17 protein-coding genes are annotated in these 26,476 nt (G+C 38.3%); 9 read left to right on the forward strand and 8 right to left on the reverse strand.

The features are described from left to right. Window positions 1-201 precede the first annotated feature (201 nt). The 3 genes from AC012T_RS18225 (at window position 202) to AC012T_RS18235 (ending at window position 3,925) form a co-directional block, all read left to right on the forward strand. Window positions 202-606, forward strand: a complete 405-nt coding sequence (locus tag AC012T_RS18225; RefSeq protein ID WP_487060153.1) for a Pepco domain-containing protein — start codon at window positions 202-204, stop codon at window positions 604-606. Between the two features lie 7 nt (window positions 607-613). Beyond that, window positions 614-2,431, forward strand: a complete 1,818-nt coding sequence (locus AC012T_RS18230) for an SUMF1/EgtB/PvdO family nonheme iron enzyme (RefSeq protein WP_487060154.1) — start codon at window positions 614-616, stop codon at window positions 2,429-2,431. A gap of 1,119 nt (window positions 2,432-3,550) precedes the next feature. Beyond that, window positions 3,551-3,925: a DUF2887 domain-containing protein gene (locus tag AC012T_RS18235; protein WP_487060155.1), complete on the forward strand. Its 375-nt coding sequence runs from the start codon at window positions 3,551-3,553 to the stop codon at window positions 3,923-3,925. 269 nt (window positions 3,926-4,194) lie between these two features. On the opposite strand, the gene AC012T_RS18240 is transcribed toward AC012T_RS18235, so the two are convergent. Beyond that, window positions 4,195-5,865: a DUF3352 domain-containing protein gene (locus AC012T_RS18240; protein WP_487060156.1), complete on the reverse strand. Its 1,671-nt coding sequence runs from the start codon at window positions 5,863-5,865 to the stop codon at window positions 4,195-4,197. Between the two features lie 565 nt (window positions 5,866-6,430). Between AC012T_RS18240 and AC012T_RS18245 the strand changes: the two genes are divergently transcribed. The 3 genes from AC012T_RS18245 (at window position 6,431) to AC012T_RS18255 (ending at window position 11,417) form a co-directional block, all read left to right on the forward strand. After that, window positions 6,431-9,016, forward strand: coding sequence for a M1 family aminopeptidase (locus AC012T_RS18245; RefSeq protein ID WP_487060157.1), 2,586 nt, complete (start codon window positions 6,431-6,433; stop codon window positions 9,014-9,016). Window positions 9,017-9,301: 285 nt separating this feature from the next. Beyond that, complete coding sequence (locus AC012T_RS18250; RefSeq protein ID WP_487060158.1) at window positions 9,302-10,978, forward strand: ABC1 kinase family protein; 1,677 nt, start codon at window positions 9,302-9,304, stop codon at window positions 10,976-10,978. A 46-nt stretch (window positions 10,979-11,024) separates the two neighbouring features. Then, window positions 11,025-11,417: a hypothetical protein gene (locus AC012T_RS18255; RefSeq protein ID WP_487060159.1), complete on the forward strand. Its 393-nt coding sequence runs from the start codon at window positions 11,025-11,027 to the stop codon at window positions 11,415-11,417. 158 nt (window positions 11,418-11,575) lie between these two features. Here AC012T_RS18255 and AC012T_RS18260 read toward each other — a convergent pair whose 3' ends face one another. The 7 genes from AC012T_RS18260 to AC012T_RS18290 form a co-directional block, all read right to left on the reverse strand. After that, window positions 11,576-12,460: a hypothetical protein gene (locus AC012T_RS18260; protein WP_487060160.1), complete on the reverse strand. Its 885-nt coding sequence runs from the start codon at window positions 12,458-12,460 to the stop codon at window positions 11,576-11,578. 38 nt (window positions 12,461-12,498) lie between these two features. Next, window positions 12,499-13,428, reverse strand: coding sequence for an Npun_R2821/Npun_R2822 family protein (locus tag AC012T_RS18265; protein WP_487060161.1), 930 nt, complete (start codon window positions 13,426-13,428; stop codon window positions 12,499-12,501). Window positions 13,429-13,439: 11 nt separating this feature from the next. After that, window positions 13,440-14,438, reverse strand: a complete 999-nt coding sequence (locus tag AC012T_RS18270; protein WP_487060162.1) for an Npun_R2821/Npun_R2822 family protein — start codon at window positions 14,436-14,438, stop codon at window positions 13,440-13,442. Between the two features lie 36 nt (window positions 14,439-14,474). Then, a complete protein-coding gene (locus tag AC012T_RS18275) occupies window positions 14,475-15,428 on the reverse strand; it encodes a glycosyltransferase family 10 domain-containing protein (protein WP_487066650.1) in 954 nt (317 codons plus the stop codon). An 11-nt stretch (window positions 15,429-15,439) separates the two neighbouring features. Further along, on the reverse strand, window positions 15,440-16,657 hold the full coding sequence (locus AC012T_RS18280) for a glycosyltransferase family 4 protein (RefSeq protein WP_487066652.1): 1,218 nt from the start codon (window positions 16,655-16,657) through the stop codon (window positions 15,440-15,442). Window positions 16,658-16,715: 58 nt separating this feature from the next. After that, entirely contained in the window at window positions 16,716-18,965 is a 2,250-nt protein-coding gene (locus AC012T_RS18285) for an ABC transporter ATP-binding protein (protein ID WP_487060163.1), read from the reverse strand. 85 nt (window positions 18,966-19,050) lie between these two features. Continuing rightward, on the reverse strand, window positions 19,051-20,223 hold the full coding sequence (locus AC012T_RS18290; protein WP_487060164.1) for a glycosyltransferase family 4 protein: 1,173 nt from the start codon (window positions 20,221-20,223) through the stop codon (window positions 19,051-19,053). Window positions 20,224-20,881: 658 nt separating this feature from the next. On the opposite strand from AC012T_RS18290, the gene gloB reads away from it, so the two are divergent. The 3 genes from gloB (at window position 20,882) to AC012T_RS18305 (ending at window position 26,441) form a co-directional block, all read left to right on the forward strand. Continuing rightward, entirely contained in the window at window positions 20,882-21,655 is a 774-nt protein-coding gene (gene gloB / locus AC012T_RS18295) for a hydroxyacylglutathione hydrolase (RefSeq protein WP_487066654.1), read from the forward strand. 214 nt (window positions 21,656-21,869) lie between these two features. After that, window positions 21,870-22,328, forward strand: coding sequence for a 50S ribosomal protein L9 (gene rplI / locus AC012T_RS18300; protein WP_487060165.1), 459 nt, complete (start codon window positions 21,870-21,872; stop codon window positions 22,326-22,328). A 312-nt stretch (window positions 22,329-22,640) separates the two neighbouring features. Continuing rightward, entirely contained in the window at window positions 22,641-26,441 is a 3,801-nt protein-coding gene (locus AC012T_RS18305) for a replicative DNA helicase (RefSeq protein WP_487060166.1), read from the forward strand. The last annotated feature ends 35 nt before the right edge of the window (window positions 26,442-26,476 follow it).

The following is a 26,476-nucleotide window of genomic DNA, read 5'->3' on the forward strand; positions in this document are numbered from 1 at the left end:
AGCGTGGCGTTAGCCATACGAAGTGAAGAATCTCCGAGATGCTAGAGCCTACGGCACGTTACGCTCAGTATGACATAAGTTCAGATTTCACCCGGTTACAGTATAATTGCTAATGATCTTAATCCTGTTCATCCTTAAATCCTGGAAATCCTGATTTAGACAATATATGCGAAAATTGTCAAGCAGGTGTGAGGAAGTAACATGACAGACAACAGGTGGGAAGACGAAGAACTATGGATTGTCACCGCAAACACTCCAAGCGATCGCACAAGAGATATCACAAAAGACGGTGTAAAAGCTGTTACAGGCAACGGTAATCCTTATAGCAGTTCCCCTGTAACCGTTGAAGAAATAAAAGAAAATCGTATCAAAGCAGGGAAATTAGCGGCGCAAATGTCGCAATTTGTAGGCATAGTTAGTCATCTTTTTAGTCATGTAGAGAAGCAAATCAAACCGCAAGCAGGACTTGAACTAGACGAAGTTACCCTCACAGTAGAAATTAGTAGTGAAGGTGAAATTAAATTACTGGGTACGGGTGTAAAAGCAGCTGGTAAAGGCGCAATAGAGTTAAAATTTAAGCGATCGCCTAAAACCCCGGAAAATTGACCGCAATATGGCTAAGAATTGCGCCGTTGTCATTGGCATTAATGAATATGACGAAATTCAGCACCTCAACTATGCAAAAACTGATGCAGAACGGGTGTGTAATTATTTTGCCTGTGATTTGGGCGTACAACCAGACAATCTATATTTTTTCTCAGATGATTCCCCACGCAACAGCGCGGGACGCAAAACTCAACCAACTTACGGTACACTAATTTCCTTTTTAGGCGATCGCTTTGAACGTCCTTTTTTAAACCCTGGAGATACCCTCTGGTTTTACTTTAGCGGTCATGGCATCCCCCACGAAGGACGAGATTATTTACTACCCATAGACGGAAATCCCCGCACTGTCCCCAATTTAGCCATCTCTATCACCCACATCACCGAACGTTTGCGGCGGAGTGGTGCAGATAACATAGTCTTGTTTATAGATGCCTGTCGCAGCACAGGTGAAAAAAGTGCAGGTTTGGGAATTGGTGAAGAAAAACAGCAAGGTGTAATCACCTTTTATTCCTGTAGTCCCAATCAGGTTTCCTACGAAATTGAGGAAATTCAACAAGGTGCATTTACCCACGTATTACTCAATGGTTTGCAAATTCAAGGAGAAAGCAACTGTGCCACAGTTGAACGTCTGTATAACTATTTGCGCCATCAAGTTCCCCAATTGACCCTAAAGCATAAAAATTATATACAGACACCCTATGCAGCCATAGAACCCGCTACAAAACTGCATTATATTTTACTGCCCAAATCGGCTAACGATAGGGATATTAGCGCCCTCAGAGAAGATGCTTTTCATGCAGAAATTGAAGGAAATTTCGATTTAGCATTTCAGTTGTGGGTACGTGTGAATGTGGCCGCAGGTGGACAAGATATGAAAGCCATTACGGCCTTTCAGCGTTTAGCAAACAAGCAATCTCAGAGTCAACAAGAACAGCGTCGAGAAGCAGAAGCACAAGGACAGAAAATAGCAGCAGCAAAACGCCGTGAATTGACTGTAGATTTAGGTCAAGGCTTACCCCTGGAACTGGTGCGAGTGCCAGCAGGGAAATTTACTATGGGAATGCCCCCAGAAGAACGCAAAATAGCCCTAGAAAATGCCCTGAAATATGGCTGGAAAGATGCTGCAAAATGGTTAGATTGGTCTACTCCACAGCATGAGGTGTATTTGCAAGAGTTTTTAATGGGCAAATATGCCGTCACCAATGCCCAATGGTACGCCGTCATGAAAACCAAGCCATCTGAGAAATATGACCCCAAGTTTCAAGGCGATAAACAGCCTGTAGTTGGCGTTTCTTGGCATGAAGCACGGGCATTTTGTGAAAAGCTATCTGAGCAAACAAAGCGGGCTGTCAGATTGCCCACAGAGGCAGAATGGGAATACGCTTGTCGTGCTGGAACAACTACACCCTTTGCCTTTGGTAAGACCATTACAACCGATCAAGTCAACTATGACGGCAATTATCCTTATGCCGATGCTCCCAAGGGCAAATATCGAGAATGTACAGTAAATGTAGATAGTTTTTTCACCCCTAACGCCTGGGGTTTATATCAAATGCACGGTAATGTCTGGGAATGGTGCTTGGATGAATTTCACGACAGCTATAGCGAAAAACCAGCGCGTTTAAAAAATAGTGGTAATGAAGTTTGGGGAGAATTAAATGTAAGTAAAGAAGATAATCGTACTTATGTGTGTCGAGGCGGTTCTTGGTACCTCATTGCTATCATTTGCCGTTCGGCGATTCGTGTCAGGATCAACTCGCGTTCTCAAGACGCTTTTCTCGGTTTTCGTGTTGTGTTCGGGTCTTGCTCGCCAGGACTTTCTTAGCCCTCTGCTCTCTTGCCCTTTTGCCCTCTGCCCTTCTTTCCTTTACCCTTGCCCCTCGCCGTTAGGCGATCAAATTTTTTGGCAATTTTTAATTCTCCAAATAATATCAAGTCTGGTAAAATGCTTGTCATTCTGATAGCGAAGCGTGGCGTTAGCCATACGAAGTGAAGAATCTCCGAGATACTAGAGCCTACGGTACGCTACGCGAACGCGGCACTACGTTCTGCTCAGTATGACACATATAGGACTAATATTTGATTTTTGAAATACACGTAGGGTGTGTTAGCGGAGCGTAACGCACCTTCCTTGAAGCCTTTGGTGCGTTACGGCTTACGCCTAACACACCCTACATATACCTAGATTTTTTCAGAAATCAAATATGATTACTATATATTTTATCGTAAGTGATTAGGCGGACATGAGATAACTTTTTAAAGACTTGTAACGCACATCAAATATTAATATTTCAACACTGTAAAATTGATATTGGCTATCCTTGTTTATAAGTCTTAGAACTTATGGCACATAGCTTGGGGTTGAGTTATTAAACGAGGCGGTTCTTGGTACAACAATGCTATCAATTGCCGTTCGGCGAATCGTAACAGGAACAACGCGCGTAATCAAGACAATAATCTCGGTTTTCGTGTTGTGTTCGGGTCTTGCTCGCCAGCACTCTCTACAGTCAGAGTTGATAGGAGGGATTCTATCAAGCGTACACCAGAGAGTCCAAACTCAAACCCAGTGATGTGGGTAACTATATCCGAATATAAAACCGAGCCAGTTAGCTTGGTAGGGAAACCGAAGACTTAACTGGCTCAATTAATTAATTATATTATTTTATTAGGACTTACGCAAAACAGAACGAAAGTAGGGGTAATTCATGAATTACCCCTACGCAAGAATAAGGCTTTCAATTATATCTTGCGTAAGTCCTATTTATATTATTTTTAAATTTAAACCTATGTTTTTTAAATTTAAGCCCTGGTGATTAGAAATCACGGCTACACAAACAAAGTCCACCTACGTGGACTAGGAGAAAATAAATAAATCCAACCCAGGCAGGTGGGTTTTGCCTGTATAGATGCGGTTTCTAACCGCCGATTTACTATTAATAAAAATATGCACACAGATACGATATTCTACCAAATCTTTCTCACCTTCCATACCCTTTTATTTGAATTACTCGGTCAACCCACAGAAAATGCAGAAGGCTATAATTTCACATCTGTAGAAGTCAAAGAAAAAGCCTTTCGATTTGATGGTATTTTCATCCCAGATAGTTTAGAAAAACCCATCTATTTCGTAGAAGTCCAATTTCAACCCAAACCTGATTTTTACTGGGAACTAATTACAGAAATCAACATTTATCTCAATCAATACAAACCCCCACAAGATTGGCAAGCAGTAGCTTTATTTGCAAAACGCAGTTTGGATATAGAAGTATTAACTCCTTTCTTCACTTCGTTCAGAATGACACTTTTAACCCATTTTTAGTATAACTTAGATAGACCAGAGAAATGTAATCAGGTGCAAGGAGAAAAAGGTATTGTTACCTGAGTTCGACATAAGATAATTTGTGGAAAACTTGCCCCCAGTAGGAGTCTCAAACCCTTATTCTCTCGCCCTTAAAAATCATATTAACTCCGTTCGCGTAGCGTCTCCGTTCGCGTAGCGTCTCCGGAGGAGAAACTCCGAACTCCGAACTCAGGTTTTGTAGGGGTAATTCATGAATTACCCCTACGTCCTATTACAAGTAATTTAATTTACTTTGCAGTAGCAGGTTTGAGAGACAACAACATTTCCATTTGACTGGTAGATTTATCAGGGCTATTCACAGTCACACCAAGACCACGAATGGAACTCAGGATAGCACTAGCATCAGGAGGAAGAGGTTGACCTGCTGTGGCAAAACGAGTAATCAGGGTCGTGGTGCTGTCCATATCTAAGTAAAAATAGCCTGCGTTAGGTTTTTGCAAAGAACCGGTTACAGATTTAAATGTGTCCGTATTATCGAGGGATTGACCTTTTTTATCAGCCAGGGTTTCGCCAACAGGGCCACCAATAGCAAGAAATACGGTGTCCTGATCTAGCCAACCATGTGCGACTAAAGCGCCTTGCTGGGGTATTTGCCATTCTGTGATATTTTTACCACCAATGCTTTTTTGAGCAACGTTGAGAGATTGTTTTTTGGCTAAATCATCTAATTTAGTGAAGGTAGCTTCGGCTGTTTTGCGATCGCTCGTATCAAATACGATCGCTCCCCCAAATCCTACATTAGCTAACCATCCTTGACTTGATTTCACTGCACCCAAAGCAAATTCTTGATTCATCCAACCAAAAATATCTTTATCTAAATCAAGATTGGCAAATTGTTGTAGTTGTCCGCGAGTTTGTTCAACTACTTGCTTCAGTTCAGGATAATCTTTTGATTGTTCTACCAAGGTTTGCCAACTACGATTAATATTCTGTCCAGTGACTAAAGCAAAGGTATCGCTAGGAAATTGTCCCACTATCTTCGCAGGAGTCGTTTGATACTGAAATTTGCTCAGTTGCGGATCTAAATTCACTACAGCTTTTAACCGCAGTCCTGCATCATCAACACCAATCCCTGCTACCATCGACTTTACTTGTTTAAGTTGTGCCAATGTTTGAGGAGGTAATGGCCTAGCTTGAGGACTTAATGCTGTTAATTGCTGTGCCATATTGGCGTAGTCAGGAACATAAATTTGAGCAAGGCTGTTTTTTACATCCACACCTTTGGAGAGAATACTGCTTGCACCCTCTTTAGTCGCAAAAGAAGGTTCTCCTTTATAAGTGTCAATAGCTTTTTCTAAAGCTTGTTTTTCTGGTGCTAACAGCAATTGGCTATTATTCAAAACCGTTGTGTATGTCGATTTACCCTTATTTTTACTAGCAATAATTTTCTGACCTTTATAATCTGATTCCTCAGTTTGCAGATTTTTTTGCTCTTTCAATTTCTTAGAAAAATTCAAGGCACTGAGTTTATCCTTAATACCTACTACTAACAGGATATTTGGCTCTTGTTTTGGCTTAATAGGTGCATTCGGCTGAGTAGGTGTAGGGGGAGTTGGTGGTAACACAGCAATCATCACACCACCTACCCAAGGCTTAATGTCTGTTTCGTAAGAAATATTACTATCACTTAATAGTTCTTTATTGACATTTTCTAGACTTTTTGTTAATAGCTGTTGGGCTTGCGGATTACCAAATTGCCGTAATTTATTCCAAGACTGATCGTCTGTATTGATATAAGTTGCTATTAAGGCATTAGCGGGTACTACCTTAGCACTGCCCAGAGGACTGGAACTATCTCCAGTAGGAGATTTTAAATACATATAGACTGCAACACCTCCTGCCACGACTATAGCAATACTAATAGCAGGAACTAAAAACTTTGATTTACTTTCAGGCATTGTTATTGTCCTCTTTTGAGCAGATATTTGAGCAAATAAATTATTATCAGGCAGTTAAAACAGTGATAGTCAATATTTAGGATTTTTATCACCGATTTCCACTAATTTAGCGGTTTTTACTGATAAAATTAGTGTTTATACAGACGCAGAATTTGTAGTGGCACTAAAAAAGACTTCACTAGAGTCAGGAGTCAATCCGCAAATGGTATCTTAGTTGATATCCAAAAAATAGTCGGACTCTTAGCCACAAGCTATTCTAAGCTAGAAGAATGATCGATAGTATTTGTGCTTAACAGAAATCTATTGCCTAACGGCACGCTACGTGAACACAGCGCGGTGCAAGACACTCTTGCCCCGAAGATGTAAAAGTGCAAAATATCAGATGACATCAAAACATCGAGACTTGGGAGCAAAATGGAAAGGTTAATACCAATCATCCCATCCCAGAGAAAAATCCTCATCAAATAATCATGTTGATTGAGGATACGCATCTACGATGCCGACGGCAAGCGTAGCTATCGGTATGTTTATGAAAGTTTCAGGATTACAAGGTCAGTAATTATCAATGTTGCATTCTTATTTTGATACAGAGAATAACGGACACAAATCGTTTGAGTTGCCAGGGGCTAAACCACACTACAACCCTGACAAACCCGGACAGGTTGAGCATATTTTTCTCGACCTGAGTTTGGATATCCCGAAGCAAAGTTACTATGGCAATTGTAGTATTAGATTGTTGCCTATCCGTAATAATATTGAGCGTTTGACCTTGGATGCTGTAAACCTGAATATCCAATCTGTACAGGTAGACGAAATACCGCAAAAGTTTGAATATGATGGAGAAAAGCTGGCAATTCAACTGTCTCAACCAACTCAGATCGGTAAGAGATTGTTGATTGCGATCGCTTACTCAGTGGAAAAACCCCAACGGGGAATCTACTTTATTCAACCAGACAAACACTATCCAGACAAACCCACCCAAGTCTGGACTCAAGGAGAAGACGAAGACTCTCGTTTTTGGTTTCCCTGTTTTGACTACCCAGGACAGTTATCAACTTCGGAAATTCGAGTTCGTGTCCCCAAACATCTGATCGCTATTTCCAATGGTGAATTGATTCACACCCAAGAAAATGGCAATGATAAAATTTACCATTGGTTACAGCAGCAAGTTCATCCTACCTACTTGATGACATTAGCAGTAGGAGACTTTGCCGAAATTCGAGACGAGTGGAAAGGTAAACCCGTCACCTACTACGTAGAAAAAGGCAGGGAAGCAGATGCTAAACGTAGCATGGAAAAAACTCCCCGCATGATCGAATTTTTGAGTGAAAAGTATGGTTATTTCTACCCTTTTCCCAAATATGCCCAAGTTTGCGTCGATGACTTCATTTTTGGAGGTATGGAAAACACCTCCACCACTCTCTTAACCGATCGCTGTTTACTAGATAATCGGGCCACATTAGATAACCGCAATACAGAAAGCTTAGTTGTTCATGAACTAGCACACCAATGGTTTGGTGATTTACTGGTAATTAAACATTGGTCCCACGCTTGGATTAAGGAAGGAATGGCTTCCTATTCTGAAGTCATGTGGACAGAACATGAATATGGTATCCAAGACGCAGCTTATTATCGCCTATTGGAAGCTCGGAGTTATTTGAGCGAAGATAACAGTCGCTACCGTCGGCCAATGGTAACTCATGTTTACCGGGAAGCAATTGAGCTTTATGACCGCCATATTTACGAAAAAGGATCTTGTGTTTATCACATGATTCGCACAGAATTGGGAGATGAATTATTTTGGCAAGCCATTCAAACCTTTGTGAATGATTATGCTCATCAAACTGTCGAAACAGTAGATTTATTAAGGTCAATTGAAAAAGCAACTGGACGAAATCTCACTTTCCTTTTTGATCAGTATGTTTATCGTGGTGGTTATCCCGATTTTAAAGTTGCTTACTCTTGGGATGGGGATGCGAATTTAGCTAAGGTGACGGTGACTCAAACCCAAGCCAGTTCAGACGATAATGGGAAAAAGGATTTATTTGATCTGAAAATTCCCATCGGTTTTGGTTATACTCAGCCAAAATTAGAACTCAAAAGTTTCACTGTGCGTGTGAATGAACGAGAACAAAGTTTCTACTTTCCCTTGACAGAAAAGCCTGAATTTATCAGCTTTGATGTGGGTAATAATTACCTGAAAACTGTGGCTTTAGAATATCCAGTCCCAGAGTTGAAAGCACAGTTAGAATTTGATCCAAATCCCATTTCTCGCATCTATGCAGCTGAAGCTTTAGCTAAAAAAGGCGCATTAGAATCGGTAAAATCACTATCAGCAGCTTTGGAAAATGATTCCTTCTGGGGTGTGCGTGTAGAAGTGGCTAAACAGTTAGCAGAAATTAAGTTAGATCAAGCTTTTGATGCTTTAGTTACTGGTTTGCAAGATCAAAGTCCTTATGTACGCCGTGCGGTGGTAGAGTCTTTGTCTCAAATCAAAACCCATACTAGTTATAAAGCTGTGAAAGGTTTTGTGCAGGATGGTGATCCCAGCTACTATGTGGAAGCTGCTGCTTGCCGTACCATTGGCACAATTGCGGCTGCTAATTTGGAAGATAAACCCCATGAAGATAAGGTTATCAAGCTGCTAAAATCTGTTTTGGAAGAAAAAGCAGGTTGGAATGAAGTGGTAAGGAGTGGCGCAGTTGCTGGACTGGCTGAATTGAAAACTTCGGAAACGGCTTTGAATTTGCTGATTGAATACACCAAACTGGGTATCCCCCAACCGTTACGACTGGCGACAATTCGGGCTTTAGGCAAAATTTCTGTTGGTCAAACTCCTGCTAATTTAGAACGAATTTTAGACCGATTAGCAGAAATAGCTAGAGAAACGTTCTTTTTGACACAGGTGGCAGTGGTGTCAGCATTAGGACAAATGGAAACTTCTAAAGCGATCGCTATTTTACAATCTTTAGCTAATCAAACAGCCGATGGGCGTGTTCGTCGTTATGCTGAAGAAGAAGTTGCCAAAGTCCAAAATAATATTGGCCCAGAAAAAAGCTTGCGCCAAATGCGTGAAGAACTTGACCAACTCAAACAACAAAATCAGGAACTAAAAAGCCGCTTGGAAACTTTAGAGGCTAAATCAAAGTAAACTCAACATCCTCAATCATTCCTGAACAACAACCAGATTCCCGACTTCCTGAAGATTCGGGGATCTCAACCTTTTTAACTCAACAATTAAGAAAATATAAAATACGCCAGCTAGAAAACAAATGTTTGTACTTTTATAAAGTATAATTAAGAAAAAGATAAACAACTCTAGACAGTTGAACTAGGCTACTTGAGCCTGACATAGTATCTGTCAATAGACAAAGTGTTGAGCTTTGTCAACCAATTACCTATCGTAAAATTCCCAGTTGAAGAGGCAAATAAAGGCGTGGGTCAGTATCAACCTGCTCAACTAAAGCAGTATAATCCAGACGCGATCGCTCGTTACTACCGCTACCGTCCCTGGTTAGCTTGGGGCAGACTGCTAAGAATCATCCTATCTTTTGCAGGATTTATACTCGGTCTCAAGTGGGATGAATGGCAAAATCAAGTTGAGCAGAACAAAGGAAAACGAGCTACCCAGTTGCGAGAACTGCTCACTCGCCTTGGCCCTACATTTATTAAAGTAGGTCAAGCACTCTCCACCAGACCTGACTTAATCCGCAAAGACTTTCTAGCAGAACTGGTAAAGCTGCAAGACCAGTTACCACCTTTCGATAATGCCCTGGCTTACCACATTATTGAAACTGAACTAGACCGACCAATTCAGGACATATTTAAGGAACTCTCACCCAAACCAGTAGCAGCAGCCAGTTTAGGTCAAGTCTATCGGGGTCGCTTACTCAGTGGTGAAGAAGTAGCCGTAAAAGTGCAGCGTCCGCACCTACGTCCAGTCATCACAAAAGACTTGTACTTAATGCGCTGGGCAGCAGGTTGGCTAACACCTTGGTTGCCTCTTAATCTCGGTCACGACCTCACATCAATTGTGGATGAATTTGGCACAAAACTATTTGAAGAAATAGATTACATCAACGAAGGTCGCAACGCCGAAAAATTTGCAAATAACTTCCATGATAATCCTAACGTCAAAGTTCCGTCTATTTATTGGCGTTATACCAGTAATCATGTCTTAACTCTAGAATGGATTAACGGATTTAAACTCACCGATACACAAAGCATCCGTCAAGCAGGTTTAGATCCAGAAACAATAATCCAAATATGTGTTACTACCGGATTACAACAGCTGTTAGAACATGGCTTTTTCCATGCCGATCCCCATCCAGGTAATTTATTTGCTGTCGCCGATGGTCGGATGGCTTACATCGACTTTGGCATGATGGATCAATTAGAGGAAACTACCAAAGAATCACTTGTAGATGCCTTAATACATCTGGTCAATAAGGATTACACCGACTTAGCCGAAGATTTTGTAAAACTGGGCTTTTTAGCTCCAGATACAAATATTTGCCCAATCGTACCAGCATTAGAAGCCGTGTTGGGGAATGCTATTGGCAAAAATGTCAAGGACTTTAACTTCAAAACCATTACTGATGAATTTTCGGAATTGATGTATGAATATCCTTTCCGAGTACCAGCCAAATTTGCTTTAATTATTCGTTCTCTGGTGACACAAGAAGGCATTGCTCTCAGCCTTAACCCCAATTTTAAAATCGTTGAAATAGGTTATCCCTACATAGCAAGACGATTGCTCACCGGAGAATCTCCCGCATTGAGACGGCGGTTACTGAATGTATTATTTAAAGATGGTAAATTCCAGTGGCAGAGGTTAGAAAACCTAATTTCCATTGCTCGTACTGATGAGGAATTTGATGTTTTACCTACAGCAAAAATGGGCTTACAATTTCTACTATCTGAAGAAGGTAAATTTCTCCGTCGTCAGTTAGTGCTTGCTATCACCGAAGATGACCGCTTGCATACTGAAGAAGTACAACGGCTCTGGAATTTAGTCAAAGATGACTTACCACCAAATCGGTTATTAAATGTAGCAGTTGGCTTGTTAACAGAGTTTTCTAGAGAAAGTGTAGCGGCCATTCTGCCAAAATAATCCCTCAGTAAATAAAAACGAATTTTAATAAAAATCAGGAGTTTTGATGTACTATTACCCTCTACAACCGCCTTACATTTTACTATTAATTGGTTTTCTCACCGCTTTAACTTCTGGTTTAGCACTCTCTGGCACATTAAAAGTAATTATTCAACAATGGCCAAAGGATAAGTCTAAAGATAAGTCTTCTGAACAAAATACTAATGCCCGTTTCTTTTATAAACAATTGTTAGTGCCATTTATTGGTATTACGAGTGGTATTTGTTTATTTCTTTCGTCCGGTTTAGAAATATTTGGTTTTCCTTTTGGATTAGCTTTAGGTGTGGGTTTACCAATGAGCGTGCTAACTTGTTTATTTGTTTGGTGGCAGTTGGGAGGTTTGCTAGATTATGTTAAAAGCCAAGGAATGCAATCTTTAGATTTAGATTCTTGGTCTTAACAATAAAAGTTTATCCCCCTAAATACCTATGGTGAAGGGGGATAGGTAGTATATAGAGATGTTGTAGCCATCACCAAAAAATTTTTAAATATCCCCGCACAGAAAATAGAAAATTTTAACAACGTATTGCGAATTGTAGCCACAATATTTTTTGACAGTTAATCATAATAAAATTTATAATCTTTGAATAACATATGAATTTTTAGACGATTGTAATAATAGACATATTCGCAGAATTTATGTACTTTATTAATGATTTTTTGAACAATTGACTTAGGAGCGTTTTCAACTTGATTCTGAGCTTCAAAATAGGATTTTTTTGCATTTACATCTGAAAGCCCTTGGGCAATTCTCACCTTTTCTATCCTATCATCAAAAAAGTCAATGCCTTCCATATTATCATGTCTGATAGTTAATCCTGCTTTAACTGCTGCTAATCCTATCGCGTAAGCTGGATGTTTATGGAGACCATTCACGTCTGCATAAAAAGCTAATTTTTCCCAATATTTTATAAATTCCTGTTCTTTGCCATTATCTCTGGTAACTACAAATAAAAATTCATTAATCCATTTAATATTCTCTTTTTCTACATCTATATCTAATTTTTGTGCCATTTTTTTGAACAAATTAAATACTTTGATAACATTTGCTGGAGGTGGATTGCTTTTATTTAATCTTTCGTCAAAATGTTTGTTCATGTTCGTACAACTTCTGGCTGTAATACCTGGTAGCCATTGCTGATTTTGAGATATTGGCGCACATATTCTTACATCTGCATCCAGATAAATACAGGAGTTAAACATTGATAATGCTTTAACTATAGAAAATCTACGTTCATGGTAATGTAAAACTCCTTGTCTTGTATGTGCAAATACTAAAACATTTTTATAATCTACAAAATCTTGAGGATCATCAGTGTAAAGTACGACCTGAACATCTGGGGCAAATTTTTCTAAATCACTAATCAGTTGTTTAGCTAAAGTTCGATAAGTTTTACTAGCAGCATAAGTACAAAAACAATAGTCTTTCATTGGTAAATTCATATCAAAAATACTCCAATTTTTGTTTTAATTCTGAAGAGTTACTTATTTCTCAGTTTTCTAACTTGGTTTTTAATATTGTCAACAGTCTGCTGCCACTGACTTTTTTTCACAGGTGCTGGAATAGCAGCGGGAGGAAGACCAGCATTCAAATTACGATAATATTCCCAAATTTTCCAATAGGGACAACCCGGTTGAATTTTAATTCCTGCCCAATGGAGATATTGTAGAGGTTGATTAACTGTTGGATCAAATAACGTATTACCTTGGGTCTGAAAATGTGGTGTTCCCCCCCAATTTCCTGGTGCTTTACCTTCTCTACGGACAATGTTAAAACGACGGGGAATACGCTTAAGTAGCATATAATTTATAATTGGTTGGTCAGAAGTTTTTTCAGAGAAATCAAAATATTCTGGATGAGATGCACATTCAGCAAATATTTCATACAAATCATTTTCAGAAATTAGGTTTTTCTTAGAACCCCAAAAACCGCCGTTAAAAATTTCTTTAACTTCATCCTTTGTAAATACTTTATCTTCTAATACTTGGGAATTAAAAACATTTTTAATTCCTCCTAAATGTTGATAATCACAACAGATAAAGTCAGTATTTTGCAAATAGTTGAGATTATCAATTATTTTTTCAAAGACAACAATGTCAGTATCAATATACAAAAACTCATCAAATTCTCCAAACCAGCAAGCTTGTTTACGAAATTGATTAGGACGAGCAAAGAACTGTCCCCCAAAGGTTTCGTATAATCTTTGGGAAAGACGAGCAATAAAATCTAGGTCTTCGTAGATTTTTACGCCATAATTTTTACCTAAAATATCAGCAATAGCATGATAATTATCATCATAAGGAATCATGACTACTGGTGTATCAGCGTCATGTAACCGAATACTATTCAAAAGTGCGATCGCTTGGTCTGTCACTTTATCATTAGCAATGATATAGATTCCCCTATTCATTCAATTAACCTCTACTTTTTAGCTAATTTCAACTTGTTTAAAATTCTTGTGCCTAGACTGGGAACAGCATTATAAGCCTTAGCTTTAGTTGTAAACTTTGGCCGCTGTTCTGGTTCATGCAAATAGCGATAGTACAGAAAAATATCTCGATAGGGAAAATCAATATTTTCTCCAGTACAAACTCGATGGAATAATTTAGAAGATAACCCAATATAATGCAAATAAGTTAATCTGTTACCCTTGTCATAGAGAATTTGATCTCGGTTTTCAAAATGCAAAGAGGTTACAGAACAACCAGTAGTTTTATCAGCGGGTATCTCCAGGGCAAAATTATAGTTAGATAACCCTAATCGCATGACCATATAGTTGAGAATTGTTTGGTCAGGAGCCATATCATAGAGAACTTCTGCTTCTCCTTGACGCAGAAAATCTAGGATCATTTCTCTGTTTTGTTCAGGAAATATATCTTTTTTAGAACCATAAAATCCAGAACAAAATATTTCAGTTTGCAAACGTCTTGGGGTAAATAATTCTTTTAATTTGGTTGATGATAAACTGTAAACATGAGATAAATCTTTGAATTGAAAATCGTATACTACCCAATCATGATGATTTAGCTGAGTAAAAATATGATCTAATGGACTCATTAATATAGTATCAGCGTCCATATAAACAAAGCGATCAAAAGGGGCATCAAAAGCGCAGTAACGCCGATGGGTTCCGAGTCGATGATATTGATCGCTTCCTAGTTTTTGCCAATGTGTTTGGGCGGTAGGATGGGTATCCCAAATATCTTTGACAAATTTATCCCATTTTTGAATTGAATCTTGGTGATCATAAAGTGTTACATGAGGACGGTGGACAAGTTCAGCAGCAATTTTTTCTGTATTGTGATCATAAGGATAGATACATACAGGCATTGTCTGACCATAAATTGCTTCTATACTGTTAATTAGGGCAATGAGTTGGTCATAAACTCGGTCATTAGCAAGTGTACAAATACCATCCATATATAAATCCTAAAAATTTACATTTATCAATTTGAATTAAGAAAATTGAGTGACAAATTCTGATAACCAATTGAGTAAGTTTAGTTTGTGTAAAATAATTTGCCTGGCTTCAGCAATCGCATCTTTGGCAGCATACCAAGCATCAGGAGTAGCTGTTATTTCTTGAATGTAGGCAATTCCTTTTTCATCTAAACTTGGTAATCTTAAAAAGCTACCTGGTGGTAATAATTTATCTGCTGCTTGTCCACCATAATAAATTGGTAAACACCAAGCTAGTAAACTATCCCAAAGTTTTTCACTAACATACCAACTATTATCAGCATAGTTTTCAATTGCTAAATTATAATAATATGGTGCCATGCCGTACCACTTATTACCAAGTTCTCCTGAAGTTTTCACCCATTTTTCTAAACCACGCCCATAGAAATCAATTTGCATACCGCTAGATTTTAAAGCTTGCAAAAAATCTAGCCGTTGCCGATGATTAGCTGTGCGATTAATACCGGAAGTAATCCAACTACAGTTAGATACTTTTTGCGGACATGGCATTTCATTTAAATCCTTAAAGGAATTAGAGTGATACCAAATGGCAGGCATATAATTGGGAATGGGGGCAAAATCATCAGGGCCGGAAATATAACCACAATAATTTTCAGCTTGTTGATAATTACGTTTATTAATTTCTAAAATTTCATCTAAAGGTGGTTCTCTCAATAAATAAATAATCTGCTCTTTACTAACATTACGTAAGAGATTATAAATATTTGATTCTGGTTTTAACTGCCGTTTCCGTAAACGGTCTAATAATGACGGAGGAGGTGATGGTTGAGGAAAATTAAACTGATACATGAGCAGGAAATCTGGTTTTTCTGCCAGTGCTTGCATTTGTATATTTTCCCAAACACCAAAGGGATGGGGTGTTTGTTGCCACAGCCAATCTGCTCTTGATTCTAGAGCGCGATAGCTGCTAATCATTCCTACTGTTTTCATCATTTCATTGCTTAACTCATTATTAGTGGACGCATATCTTCTTTGACGTAGCTTAAAATTTTGGTAATTCTATTCTCCCAAGAAAATTGTTTAGCAAAATTTATACTATCTGTATAACCTTCTATCTTTCTTGGATAGGTTGCTAAAGCGTAGCGGATAGCAGCAACAAATTTATGAGAATTATCTGGTTCACACCAACTAGCAATTAAAGGTGATTCTTTAAATTCCATTAATGGGGGAATTTCTGTGACAACCATAGGTGTACCAGATGCCATATATTGGAAAAACTTAACTGGATTTGTGAAATTTGCTGATTTACCTGAACAGTGAGGATGAGCCAAAATATCAGATGCTTGAAAGAGGCTTACTAATCTTTCTCTTGGCAATATCCAGCCCAAGAATTTAACATTCTCCACTTGTTTTTCTTGGGCTTGCTGTTGATAACTTTGTACTTGTGAATCTGTACCACCCGTAATTGCAAACTGAATTTCCGGTAATTCTTTAGCAGCATCAATTAAAACATCAATTCCTTTAAAAGGATATAAAGCGCCGGAATAGACAACTAGATACTTATGCCCATTCGCTAATAATTCTTGCCGCCATTTTTCTGCTTCTTCAGGCTGTCTGACTAAAAATGTCTGATTGAAGCCATTATGCAGCCAAACTACTTTTTGCGGTGGCATTCCATTTTCAATTAGGCTTTGACGGATAGGTTCAGATTGAGTAATAGCTATTTGAAAATAAGGACTGGAAACTATTTCTTGCTCAAATTTTTTGTCTTGGAAGTAATGACGTTCATAAATAGTAGGGATTTTATTTTTAACTGCGGCTTTAGCAAAATTCCAATCACGAGTGTGGATAATTTTTGTATAGGGTAATATATGAGTAGGTAAATAATATTTAGTTATTAATGTCCGAGAATCAGTGAATTTACCTCCAATTCTATCAATAGGCCAAGGTAGGGGTAAGGGAGCAACCTTTAGTTTAGCATCCACATCATAAAATTTGATAAATTCTGGATTGGGCTGTTGGGTTTGATAAGGTGAAAAAAGCGAGAGAGGACTAACAGCATGATTTCTCTTATCTGGATATATCAAAACTGAAGAATACCCTAAGTTAGCAGCTGCATTAGCACAAAGTACATCATGTATTTCATGTGCTGTATCTGGTTGAAAGGATAATCCTTGCGTATAAAATATATATTGATTTGCTGAGGTATTATTTGTCATCATTAGCTATATTATTTGTAATTAATTATATCAATTTTTTCAAAAAAAAACCATGATTTTATATCTTAATGTTATCCTCAAATTTTTCTAAGTTGCCCAGAAGATATATAGCAGATTCATACGCTTCATGAAGTAGTTGATTTTGAAATTCTATTGGTTCTTCTGTGTGATCAGCTAGTGAGCGGAGGTAGGCAAATATGGGATTAAGAGAGGAGCGAAATTCATCAAATAGATAAGTGAAATTTTGATAATATGTAGTGATACTACTACGGTTTTGCTCGGCGATAGAGACTAATTGTCCCTTGATTTGTTTGTTAATTACATCATCGAAAACATCAACGGTGTTGAGGATTCTCCATGCAGATTTGTAAGATTCTTCTAGTAATTCTTGACGCTCTTGGGAATCATCTACTAGATCATCAAGTAATAAACGCATTAACCCGATCATGGAGTTAAGTTGTGTGCGAATTTCATAAGATATCCGGAGTAAGCTTTGATTGCGTTTACTGGAAGTGTCAGAGTTACTGGCAAATTGCATGGAACATAGCTGTGAATAGTATCCACCTTTTTTGAGCAGTTCTTCATGGGTTCCAACTTCTACAACACGACCTTGATCTAGGACGGCTATTTGATCGGCTTTACGGACTGTGGAAAGACGGTGAGCAATAACTAGGGTGGTGCGATTCTGACTGAGTTCATCGAGTGCAGATTGTACCAAGCGTTCGGAAACAGTATCTAAGGCGCTTGTAGCTTCATCTAGGATGAGGATTTCTGGATTTTGAACTAGTGCGCGGGCGATCGCTAGTCTTTGTCTTTGCCCACCTGATAACATCACACCACGATCGCCTATCAGGGTATCAAATTGCTGTGGTAATTTGCTAATGAATTCATAAGCATTCGCTTGCTGTGCTGCTGTGATGATTTCTTCTTCTGTTGCTTCTGGTCTAGCATAGGCAATGTTATTCCGTACTGAATCGTTAAACAAAAAAGTATCTTGACTAACAATTCCCATGTGTTTTCGTACAGAAGTTAAATCAAATTCTCGTAAATCTACATCATCAAAGGTAATACAGCCACTTGTTGGATCATAAAATCTTGGTAAAAGGTCTGCCAATGTCGATTTACCAGCACCAGAACCACCTACCAATGCTAAAGTTGTGCCACAAGGTAAATATAAATTGACATCTTTCAATACCTGTTGTTTATTTCCAGGATATGCAAAGGCAATAGATTTAAAATTTACCCCCTTTTCTAAACTTTTATAGGGCAGTTTACCATCACCCATAAATGGCTTATCTTCTATCCTTAAAAATTCACTGACAATCTCTACGCTAGCCGCAGTACTGGCAAAATTGCTCCGCAGACCATTTAATTGAGAAATTAATGGTAGTAACCGCAATAGCACTAGTAAGTATGTCAACAATACGGTAGAAACGGCGGTAATTTGGTTGGCAAATAAAGTTTTACTCAAAAAAACAATTACCATTAAACAAGTGATGCCCATAAATTCGCTCAATGGAGCGATAACTTGTGAATTAGCCTGGGATTGAAAATCTGCTTTTTCACGATTTTTAATTAGTTTTTGAATACGTTGATATTCTCTCGTTTCATTACCTGTTGACTTAACCAGCCTAATTCCGTTCAAAGTTTCTAACACAGCAATTGAATATGCTTTAGATAACTCACTAAGTTGTCTACCAAATTTTTTGGAACGGTTAATAAAATACTGATTTAAAAATGTGACTACCGACATTAAAACTGTCGCAGCAACTGTTAATTGCCAGGAAATTGACAATAATAAACCAACAAAAACTAAAATTGTAATAGACAGAGTAGTTAATTTGACTACATTACTTATAGAACTAGAGGCACGACTCATTTCTCCGCCCAGACGCTCTATTAAATCGCCAACCTTCATTTTGCTGTGATAATCTATATCAACTTTTAATAAAATACTGATTCCAGCTTCTCGCATATCAGAGGTTAACATCCGGGTTAAAGAAGTAGATGTTAATGAACTTATATAGGAACTTAAATTTTTTAAAGCAATTGTGCCAATAACTGCCATTGCCATTATTGCAATTCGGTAATTTTCTGGCACATCATCAAATGGATTCAGGAGAATTTTGAGAATACCAGGAGCGCCTTTAAAATCTATATCTTGTCCTACTATTTTTAAAACAACTGGCACAATTAGAGCCGTGCTAACACCATTAAACAAAGCTCCAGAAAATCCTAATAATATTGTTAATACAATCAAAACTGGATAAGGTTTAGCAAATCTTAGTAGTAGTTTTCTGGTAGACATAAGGTTTAATTAACATGAAAATTAAGTTATTTGTTACACCAACAATAATATATGATTATTCATTGAAAATTAATTTCAGAATTATCTATAAGTTGGCGATGACTGACTCAAGAACAGAGGACATTGAGTTGATACTATATTTTTCTACACATCTTTCTCTTGCTTTAACTGCACGCTGATTAGCTGTATCTAAATCCTCAAATATCAATTTGATTTTTTCGGCAAGTTGTGCAGGTGCTTCAGAATCAACTAAGTAACCTGTTTCACCTAAAATTTCAGGAATGTCTCCCACACGGGTTGCTAATATAGGTTTAGCCATTGCCATACCATCTGTTAACTTGAGGGGAAATTGAGCTAAAGCTGCGGGAGTATCCCTTTGTGGTACAACAATGATGTGTGCAGCTGCTACAATTTTAGGCATTTCTGTAGATGGATATTTTGGGAGTTTGATAATCCAACGTCCCCATTTTTTTGAGAGTTGAGCATCATAATCATCATAGGGACTACCACCCACAATTACTAGTTTTAAATCTGGTTCATTAAGAATTTCAAGTGCCATTAATACATCTTCAACACCTTTATAAGGTCTAGGTGCGCCAGGAAACATTAAAATTTTATAACCTGACAGTCCATAATAGCTTCTACTTGCTTCAGGATCATAATCATTGGGATTAAACAGTTCAGTATCTTTGCCATTGGGTATATATATGCCGCCAAATTTATTTTGTAAAAATTTAGTATGAATTGTAATGGCATTGGCTTTGTGTGTCATCCCTTCAACTTTTTGCAAATAAAGCGGATGATCTGGATTTTTCAATGCTCCATCTGGTTTAAAAATATCCCGATAAATTTGCTTCCATGAGAAATTATATTGCCATTTTTCACCACCATACCAACTGAGTTCCCAGTCATCTATATCTAAAATTATTGGTTGATTGGTTTTTAATTTTTGCAGTAATGCTAACCCAAAAGTTGTAGGTTTTGGTCTCATAGCATAAATGATATCACCATCAAGTCTTTTCAAAAGCTGAGAAGCTGAGATCAGAAATTTTGGGTAGTTATAGCCAGTAAAGTGATTAATCATAATTTCTGATTTCGGAATCACTGCGGCCTCTTGTCCAAAGACAAATCCTAAAATTTCTACTTGATGATTCAGTTTTTGCAGTGCTTGAGCTAACAGAAAAGAACGGACAGATCCACCACCCCATCTTCCTGCTCCAGCACTCGATAAATCACTCACTAATATAGAAATTTTCAATTTTTGTATTTTCTCCTATGATTGCAAAATTTTCAGATTTTTTTATTGTGCTACGATCTAACTAATCGTAAATTTTTGATTACATAATATTCATCAAATGGGGGATTTATTACTGTATATAGTGATCCGATTTGATGCATAAATTTTTTGTGGAGGCAGGTAACAGGGAATAAGGCTTGCAGTATGTACGGAGTTCTGCTCAAAAATCAAATAGGATTCCTATATTTATGTTCAATAGCAAATGCTATAAAATGAGCAAATAAAAATAACCTGTTTCCTAACTTTCCAGCTTTCGCAGATATTACTAACATGATTTATGTAGTTGCAATCTAGGTTAACATTGATGAATATCTAAGCGAATATATACAATCATAGTTTTTTAGTAATGATTTAATGACTAGGAAATAATACCAAAACCGTATAACAACAACCTGGAGTTAATATTCGATGTTGTTATCCTAATTTTTTTGAGAGTCAACATATTGTGGATAGTGTTGTAAAAACAAGCAAGTATAATTTTATAGTATCATACCAAATATAGTTTTATTTTGATTTAAAATATAAGTAATTATTTGTATTTTTTATAAAGTTCTGTGTTTCGCTGAAGAAAAATTAAATATTTAATACTTTAACTATACTGAAAATTGAGGCGAATATGATGCAGATCATACAATTGGCAGCACTTTCGGACAATTATATATTTTTGCTACATGATAGCAAAAAAAACATTGCCGCAGTAGTCGATCCGGCAGATTTTCAACCAGTTTTGCAGCAGTTAGCGCAACTTCAAGCGGAGTTAGTAGCAATTTTTAACACTCATCACCATCATGATCACGTAGGTGGTAATCAGCAGTTAATGCAACAATTTCCCCAGGTAGTAGTTTATGGTGGGGAGCAAGATCGGGGGAGGATTCCTGGACAGGAGGTATTTTTACAAGATGGCGATCGCATCCAGTTTAGCGATCGCACCGCAGAAGTTTTCTTTGTGCCTGGACATACCCGCGCTCACATTGCTTATTACTTCCCCCCAACCACAGCAGATGAGACAGGGGAATTATTCTGTGGTGATACCATCTTCGGTGGTGGTTGTGGTCGCTTATTTGAAGGAACACCTACACAAATGGTAGATTCTCTTAGTAAACTCCGTAATTTACCTGATAATACTCGTGTTTGGTGCGCCCATGAATACACCTTGAATAATTTACGATTTGCTCTCACCGTTGATGGTGAAAATCCAGAGTTACAAAGGCGTTTTGCTGAAGTCACAGCTATGCGTCAACATCAAAAACCGACTGTACCTTCAGTACTAGGAATAGAAAAGCTGACAAATCCCTTCTTGCGATGGGATCAACCATCATTACAATTAGCTGCAAAAAGTAGTGATCCAGTGCAAACCTTTGCCAGAATTAGAGGCATGAAAGACCAATTTTAAATATTTTAGTAACTGCTGAAACTCTATCGTAGGAACAGGTATTGTAGATTTTGGCAAATTTGGCAAATTAGAGTTGCGATCGCCCCCTGTTTTCCGCTACGATCTGTAAGCTTTGGGGTAACTATGTAAAGTCGCTGGGAATCAAGCTACCATTTTGTAAGCTCTCCTGCTGATACCCAAGTCAATAAAAATTTTACAGGAAAAACGAAAGACAATGGCCAAACGTGTGCAGTTAATTTTGAATCAGGATATTTATAAGCTCGGCAAATCCGGCGACTTAGTGGATGTGGCCCCTGGTTATGCTCGTAACTATCTGATTCCTCAAAAAAAGGCAAATCATGCTACCCCTGGTCTTCTCAGACAGGTAGAACGTCGTCGTGAGCAAGAACGTCTACGGCAATTAGAACTCAAACAACAAGCTTTAGAACAAAAAGCCACTTTAGAAAAAGTTGGTAGCTTGAAAATTGCCAAGCCAGTTGGTGAAAATGAAGCGATTTTCGGTACTGTCACCACCCAAGATGTCGCAGAAGCAATTCTAGCAGCTACTAGTCAAGAAATTGATCGTCGTGGCATTACCATCCCCGATATTAACCACCTCGGTACTTATAAAGCTGAGATTAAGCTGCATTCTGAAGTAACAGCGCAAATTGATATCGAAGTTATTGCCAGCTAACGAGTACCGAGTACCGAGTACCGAGTACAAAGTATTAAGTACAGAGTATTGAGTGTCGAGTGGTTGACCGTGCCAATTTTGGATTTTGGATTTTGGATTATTTGTTTGGTACAAGCCCCAACCCTTGTGGGTGGAACAAATCTAAAATAGCTTTATCTAAAATCCCCAAGCTGTAACCCAAGAGTGAGTACAGTCAATCTAAAATCGCTTTCTCTAAAATCCAAAATTGATTGACTCTTCTACTCATTACTCGCTACTCGTTACTCATCACTCTGTACTGAATTGACCCTGCTCACCAATCCAGAATCGCTTATGGCTGAAGAACTGAGTTTTCAAGGTGATGGTAGCAATCGTTTACCACCCCAAAACATTGAAGCAGAAGAAGCGATTTTGGGGGGTATCTTACTAGATCCAGAAGCAATAGGTCGAATTCGCGATCGCTTGGCTCCTGAAGCATTTTATATTAGCGCCCACAGAGATATCTATCAAGCTGCGATCGCTCTCCATGCCCAAAATAAACCCACAGACCTACTCTCCCTCACCAGTTGGCTGACTGATAACGATAAACTGACCCGCATTGGTGGCAGAAACAAATTAGCCACTTTAGTAGACCGCACTGTCTCAGCAGTTAACATTGATGCCTTAGCAGGATTAGTCACAGAAAAATACCTGCGACGACAATTAATAAAAGCTGGTAATGAAGTTGTCCATCTTGGTTACGAAACCGAAACCGAATTACCAATTGTCCTCGACCAAGCTGAACAGAAAGTTTTCGGTGTCACTCAAGAACGTCCTCAATCAGGTTTAGTTCACATTTCTGATACCCTGATTAACGCCTTCCAGGAAATTGAAACTCGTCATCAAGGCATTGCATTACCCGGTATTCCCTGCGGTTTTTATGATTTAGATGCCATGACCAGTGGTTTTCAGCGTTCTGATTTAATTATCATCGCTGGTAGACCATCAATGGGGAAATGCCTCAGTTACGACTCAGAAATCGTCCTAGCTGATGGGCAAATTACCACAATTGAAGAATTGTACAACCAGCGTCAAGCCTCTTTATTGACGTTAAACAACGATTGGAAATTCACCTTTACCCAACCATCTGCCTTTGTAGATGACGGCATCAAACCTGTTTTTCGGGTAACAACTCGCTTGGGTAGGTCGATTGAAACTACCATTACCCATCCGTATTTAACTATTAATGGCTGGCAAAAGTTAGAAAATCTGAACATTGGTGATAAAATTGCCGTCCCCCGCAAAATTGATGTCTTTGGGAAAGAAACCATCCGGGAGTGCGAAGTCAAGTTATTAGGTTACTTGATTGGTGATGGTGGTTTAACTACAAGCACCGCAAGATTTACAAATAGCAACCCATTACTACAAGCAGATTTTTCTCAAGCAGTGAATGATTTTGGTGGTTTAGAAGAATTAGGCTTATTGAGTAAGAATCCTGATGCTAAAACTGTCCCACCCATTATTTTTAAATTAGAAAAATCCCAAATTTCCTTATTCCTTAACCGTCTATTTGCTACAGATGGCTGGGCGACATTACTCGCTAGTGGACAATCACAGTTAGGCTATGCAACAGTCAGCGAGAAACTAGCAAGACAGATTCAACATCTGTTATTAAGATTTGGCATTATTGCCACCTTGAAAAAGCGCTCTGTAAAATATAATAATACTCGTAGACCTGCTTGGCAATTAGATATTACTGATGCCTTATCTATCAAAACTTTTATTGCAGAAATTGGTATTTTCGGTAAAGAAGAGGCATTAGCAAAGGTTACAGCAGCAGTATCTAAAAAACGATATCAAACCAATCGTGACCTTATTCCTGTAGACATTTGGGAACAAATAGCAGTAGCCAAAGGTAGTGAAACTTGGAATAGTTTAGCTTATCGTGCGGGCATTAAAGGCTATAGCAATATGCACGTTGGTAAACGATCTTTAAGCAGAGAAAGATTGTGGATTTTAGCTACTGCTTTAGATAATTTACCACTCCAACAGTTAGCAGATAGTGATATTTATTGGGATGAAATCGTTGCTATTGATGGAGTAGGTAACAAGCAAGTTTATGATTTAACTATTCCAGAAACACACAATTTTGTTGCTAATGATATTTGTGTACACAATACTGCCTTCTGTCTTAACCTAGCCCATAATATTGCGGCTGGTTATAAATTACCTGTTGCTGTTTTTAGTTTGGAAATGTCTAAAGAACAGCTAGTACAGCGATTATTAGCTAGTGAAGCGGGAATTGAAAGTGGTTATTTACGCAGTGGACGCATTAGCCAAACCCAGTGGGAACCTTTAAGCCGTGCCATTGGGATGCTTTCGGAAATGCCCATTTTTATTGACGATACTGCAAATATTACAGTTACACAAATGCGGAGTCAAGCGCGACGACTCCAAGCCGAACAGAATACAGAACTGGGCTTAATCGTTATAGATTACTTGCAATTGATGGAAGGTGGAGGGGATAATCGGGTACAGGAGTTATCGAGAATCACGCGATCGCTCAAAGGTTTAGCTCGTGAGTTATCTGTCCCAGTTATAGCCCTATCTCAGTTAAGTCGAGGCGTAGAAGCCCGTACCAATAAACGCCCGATGTTATCTGATTTACGCGAATCGGGTTGTTTAACGGGTGATAGTCTAGTCACATTGGCAGATACCGGATTACAAGTACCAATTAAAGAATTAGTAGGTAAATCTGATTTTGCAGTTTGGTCATTAAATGAAAAAACAATGCAGTTAGAAAGGGCAATTGTTAGCAATGCCTTTTCCACAGGTATTAAACCTGTATTTACCTTGAAAACTCGATTAGGGAGAAAAATTAGAGCTACAGGTAATCACAAATTTTTAACAATACACGGTTGGAAAAGACTTGATGAGTTAAGTTCTAAACAACATCTTTGCTTACCCAGATATCTACCTAATTCTGGTAAACAAACCATGACTTATGCTGAGGTTGCATTATTAGGGCATTTAATTGGTGACGGTTGTACGTTGCCACGTCATGTCATACAGTACACTACCAAAGAGATAGATTTAGCGGAGAAAGTTGCTTTCTTAGCAAGAGAATTGTTTGGAGATGCAATTGTTCCCAGAATTTCACCTGAACGTGGCTGGTATCAGGTTTACTTGCCCGCATCACAACGCCTAACTCATGGTGTTAGAAATCCAATAGCCAAATGGCTAGACTCTCTTGGAATTTTTGGTTTAAGGTCTTACGAAAAGTTTGTGCCTCAAGACTTGTTGTCACAGCCCCAAGAGTTAATAGCTTGCTTTCTGCGTCATCTGTGGTGTACAGATGGTTCGATAAAGTTGCTCGCTGGTAAAAAACCAAGACCTATTGCATATTATGCAAGTAGCAGTGAAAGACTAGCGTTTGATGTTCAGACACTTTTATTAAGATTGGGCATTAATGCAAGACTGAAAATGATTCCTCAGCCTGGTAAGGGTAGAAATCAGTATCATGTCACAATTACTGGTAAGCCTGACCTTGAGTTATTTATTCAAAAGGTTGGAGCAGTAGGAGGGTACAAGCTGAGTTCATTGAGACAAATTGCTGAACATCTTGAAAACTCTATTCATAACACTAACAGAGATATCATCCCCAAAGATGTTTGGAAAACACACGTTATACCTAAAATTCAATCTATTGGTATGACGACGCGAGAACTACAATCTTACTTGGGAACATCCTATTGTGGTTCTGCGCTTTACAAGGCTAATTTAAGTCGGGAAAGAGTATTAAAAGTCGCCAATATTGTTCAATCGAGTGAGCTACTTGCTCTTGCCCACAGTGATGTCTATTGGGATGAAATTATTTCAATTGAATTGGATGGAGAAGAAGAAGTATTTGATTTAACAGTTGCTGAATTACATAACTTTATTGCTAATAATATTATTGTTCACAATTCTATTGAACAAGATGCAGATTTAGTAATCATGCTTTATCGTGATGAATATTATTCTCCAGATACCCCAGATCGCGGAATTACAGAAGTTATCGTAGCTAAACACCGCAACGGACCGACTGGGACTATTAAACTTTTATTTGATCCACAATTTACAAAATTCAAAAACTTAGCTAGACCAAATTATTAAAATAATAGGTGATTGGTCATTGGTGATTGGTGATT

The sequence above is a fragment of the Anabaena sp. EIM26 genome (assembly GCF_057568715.1).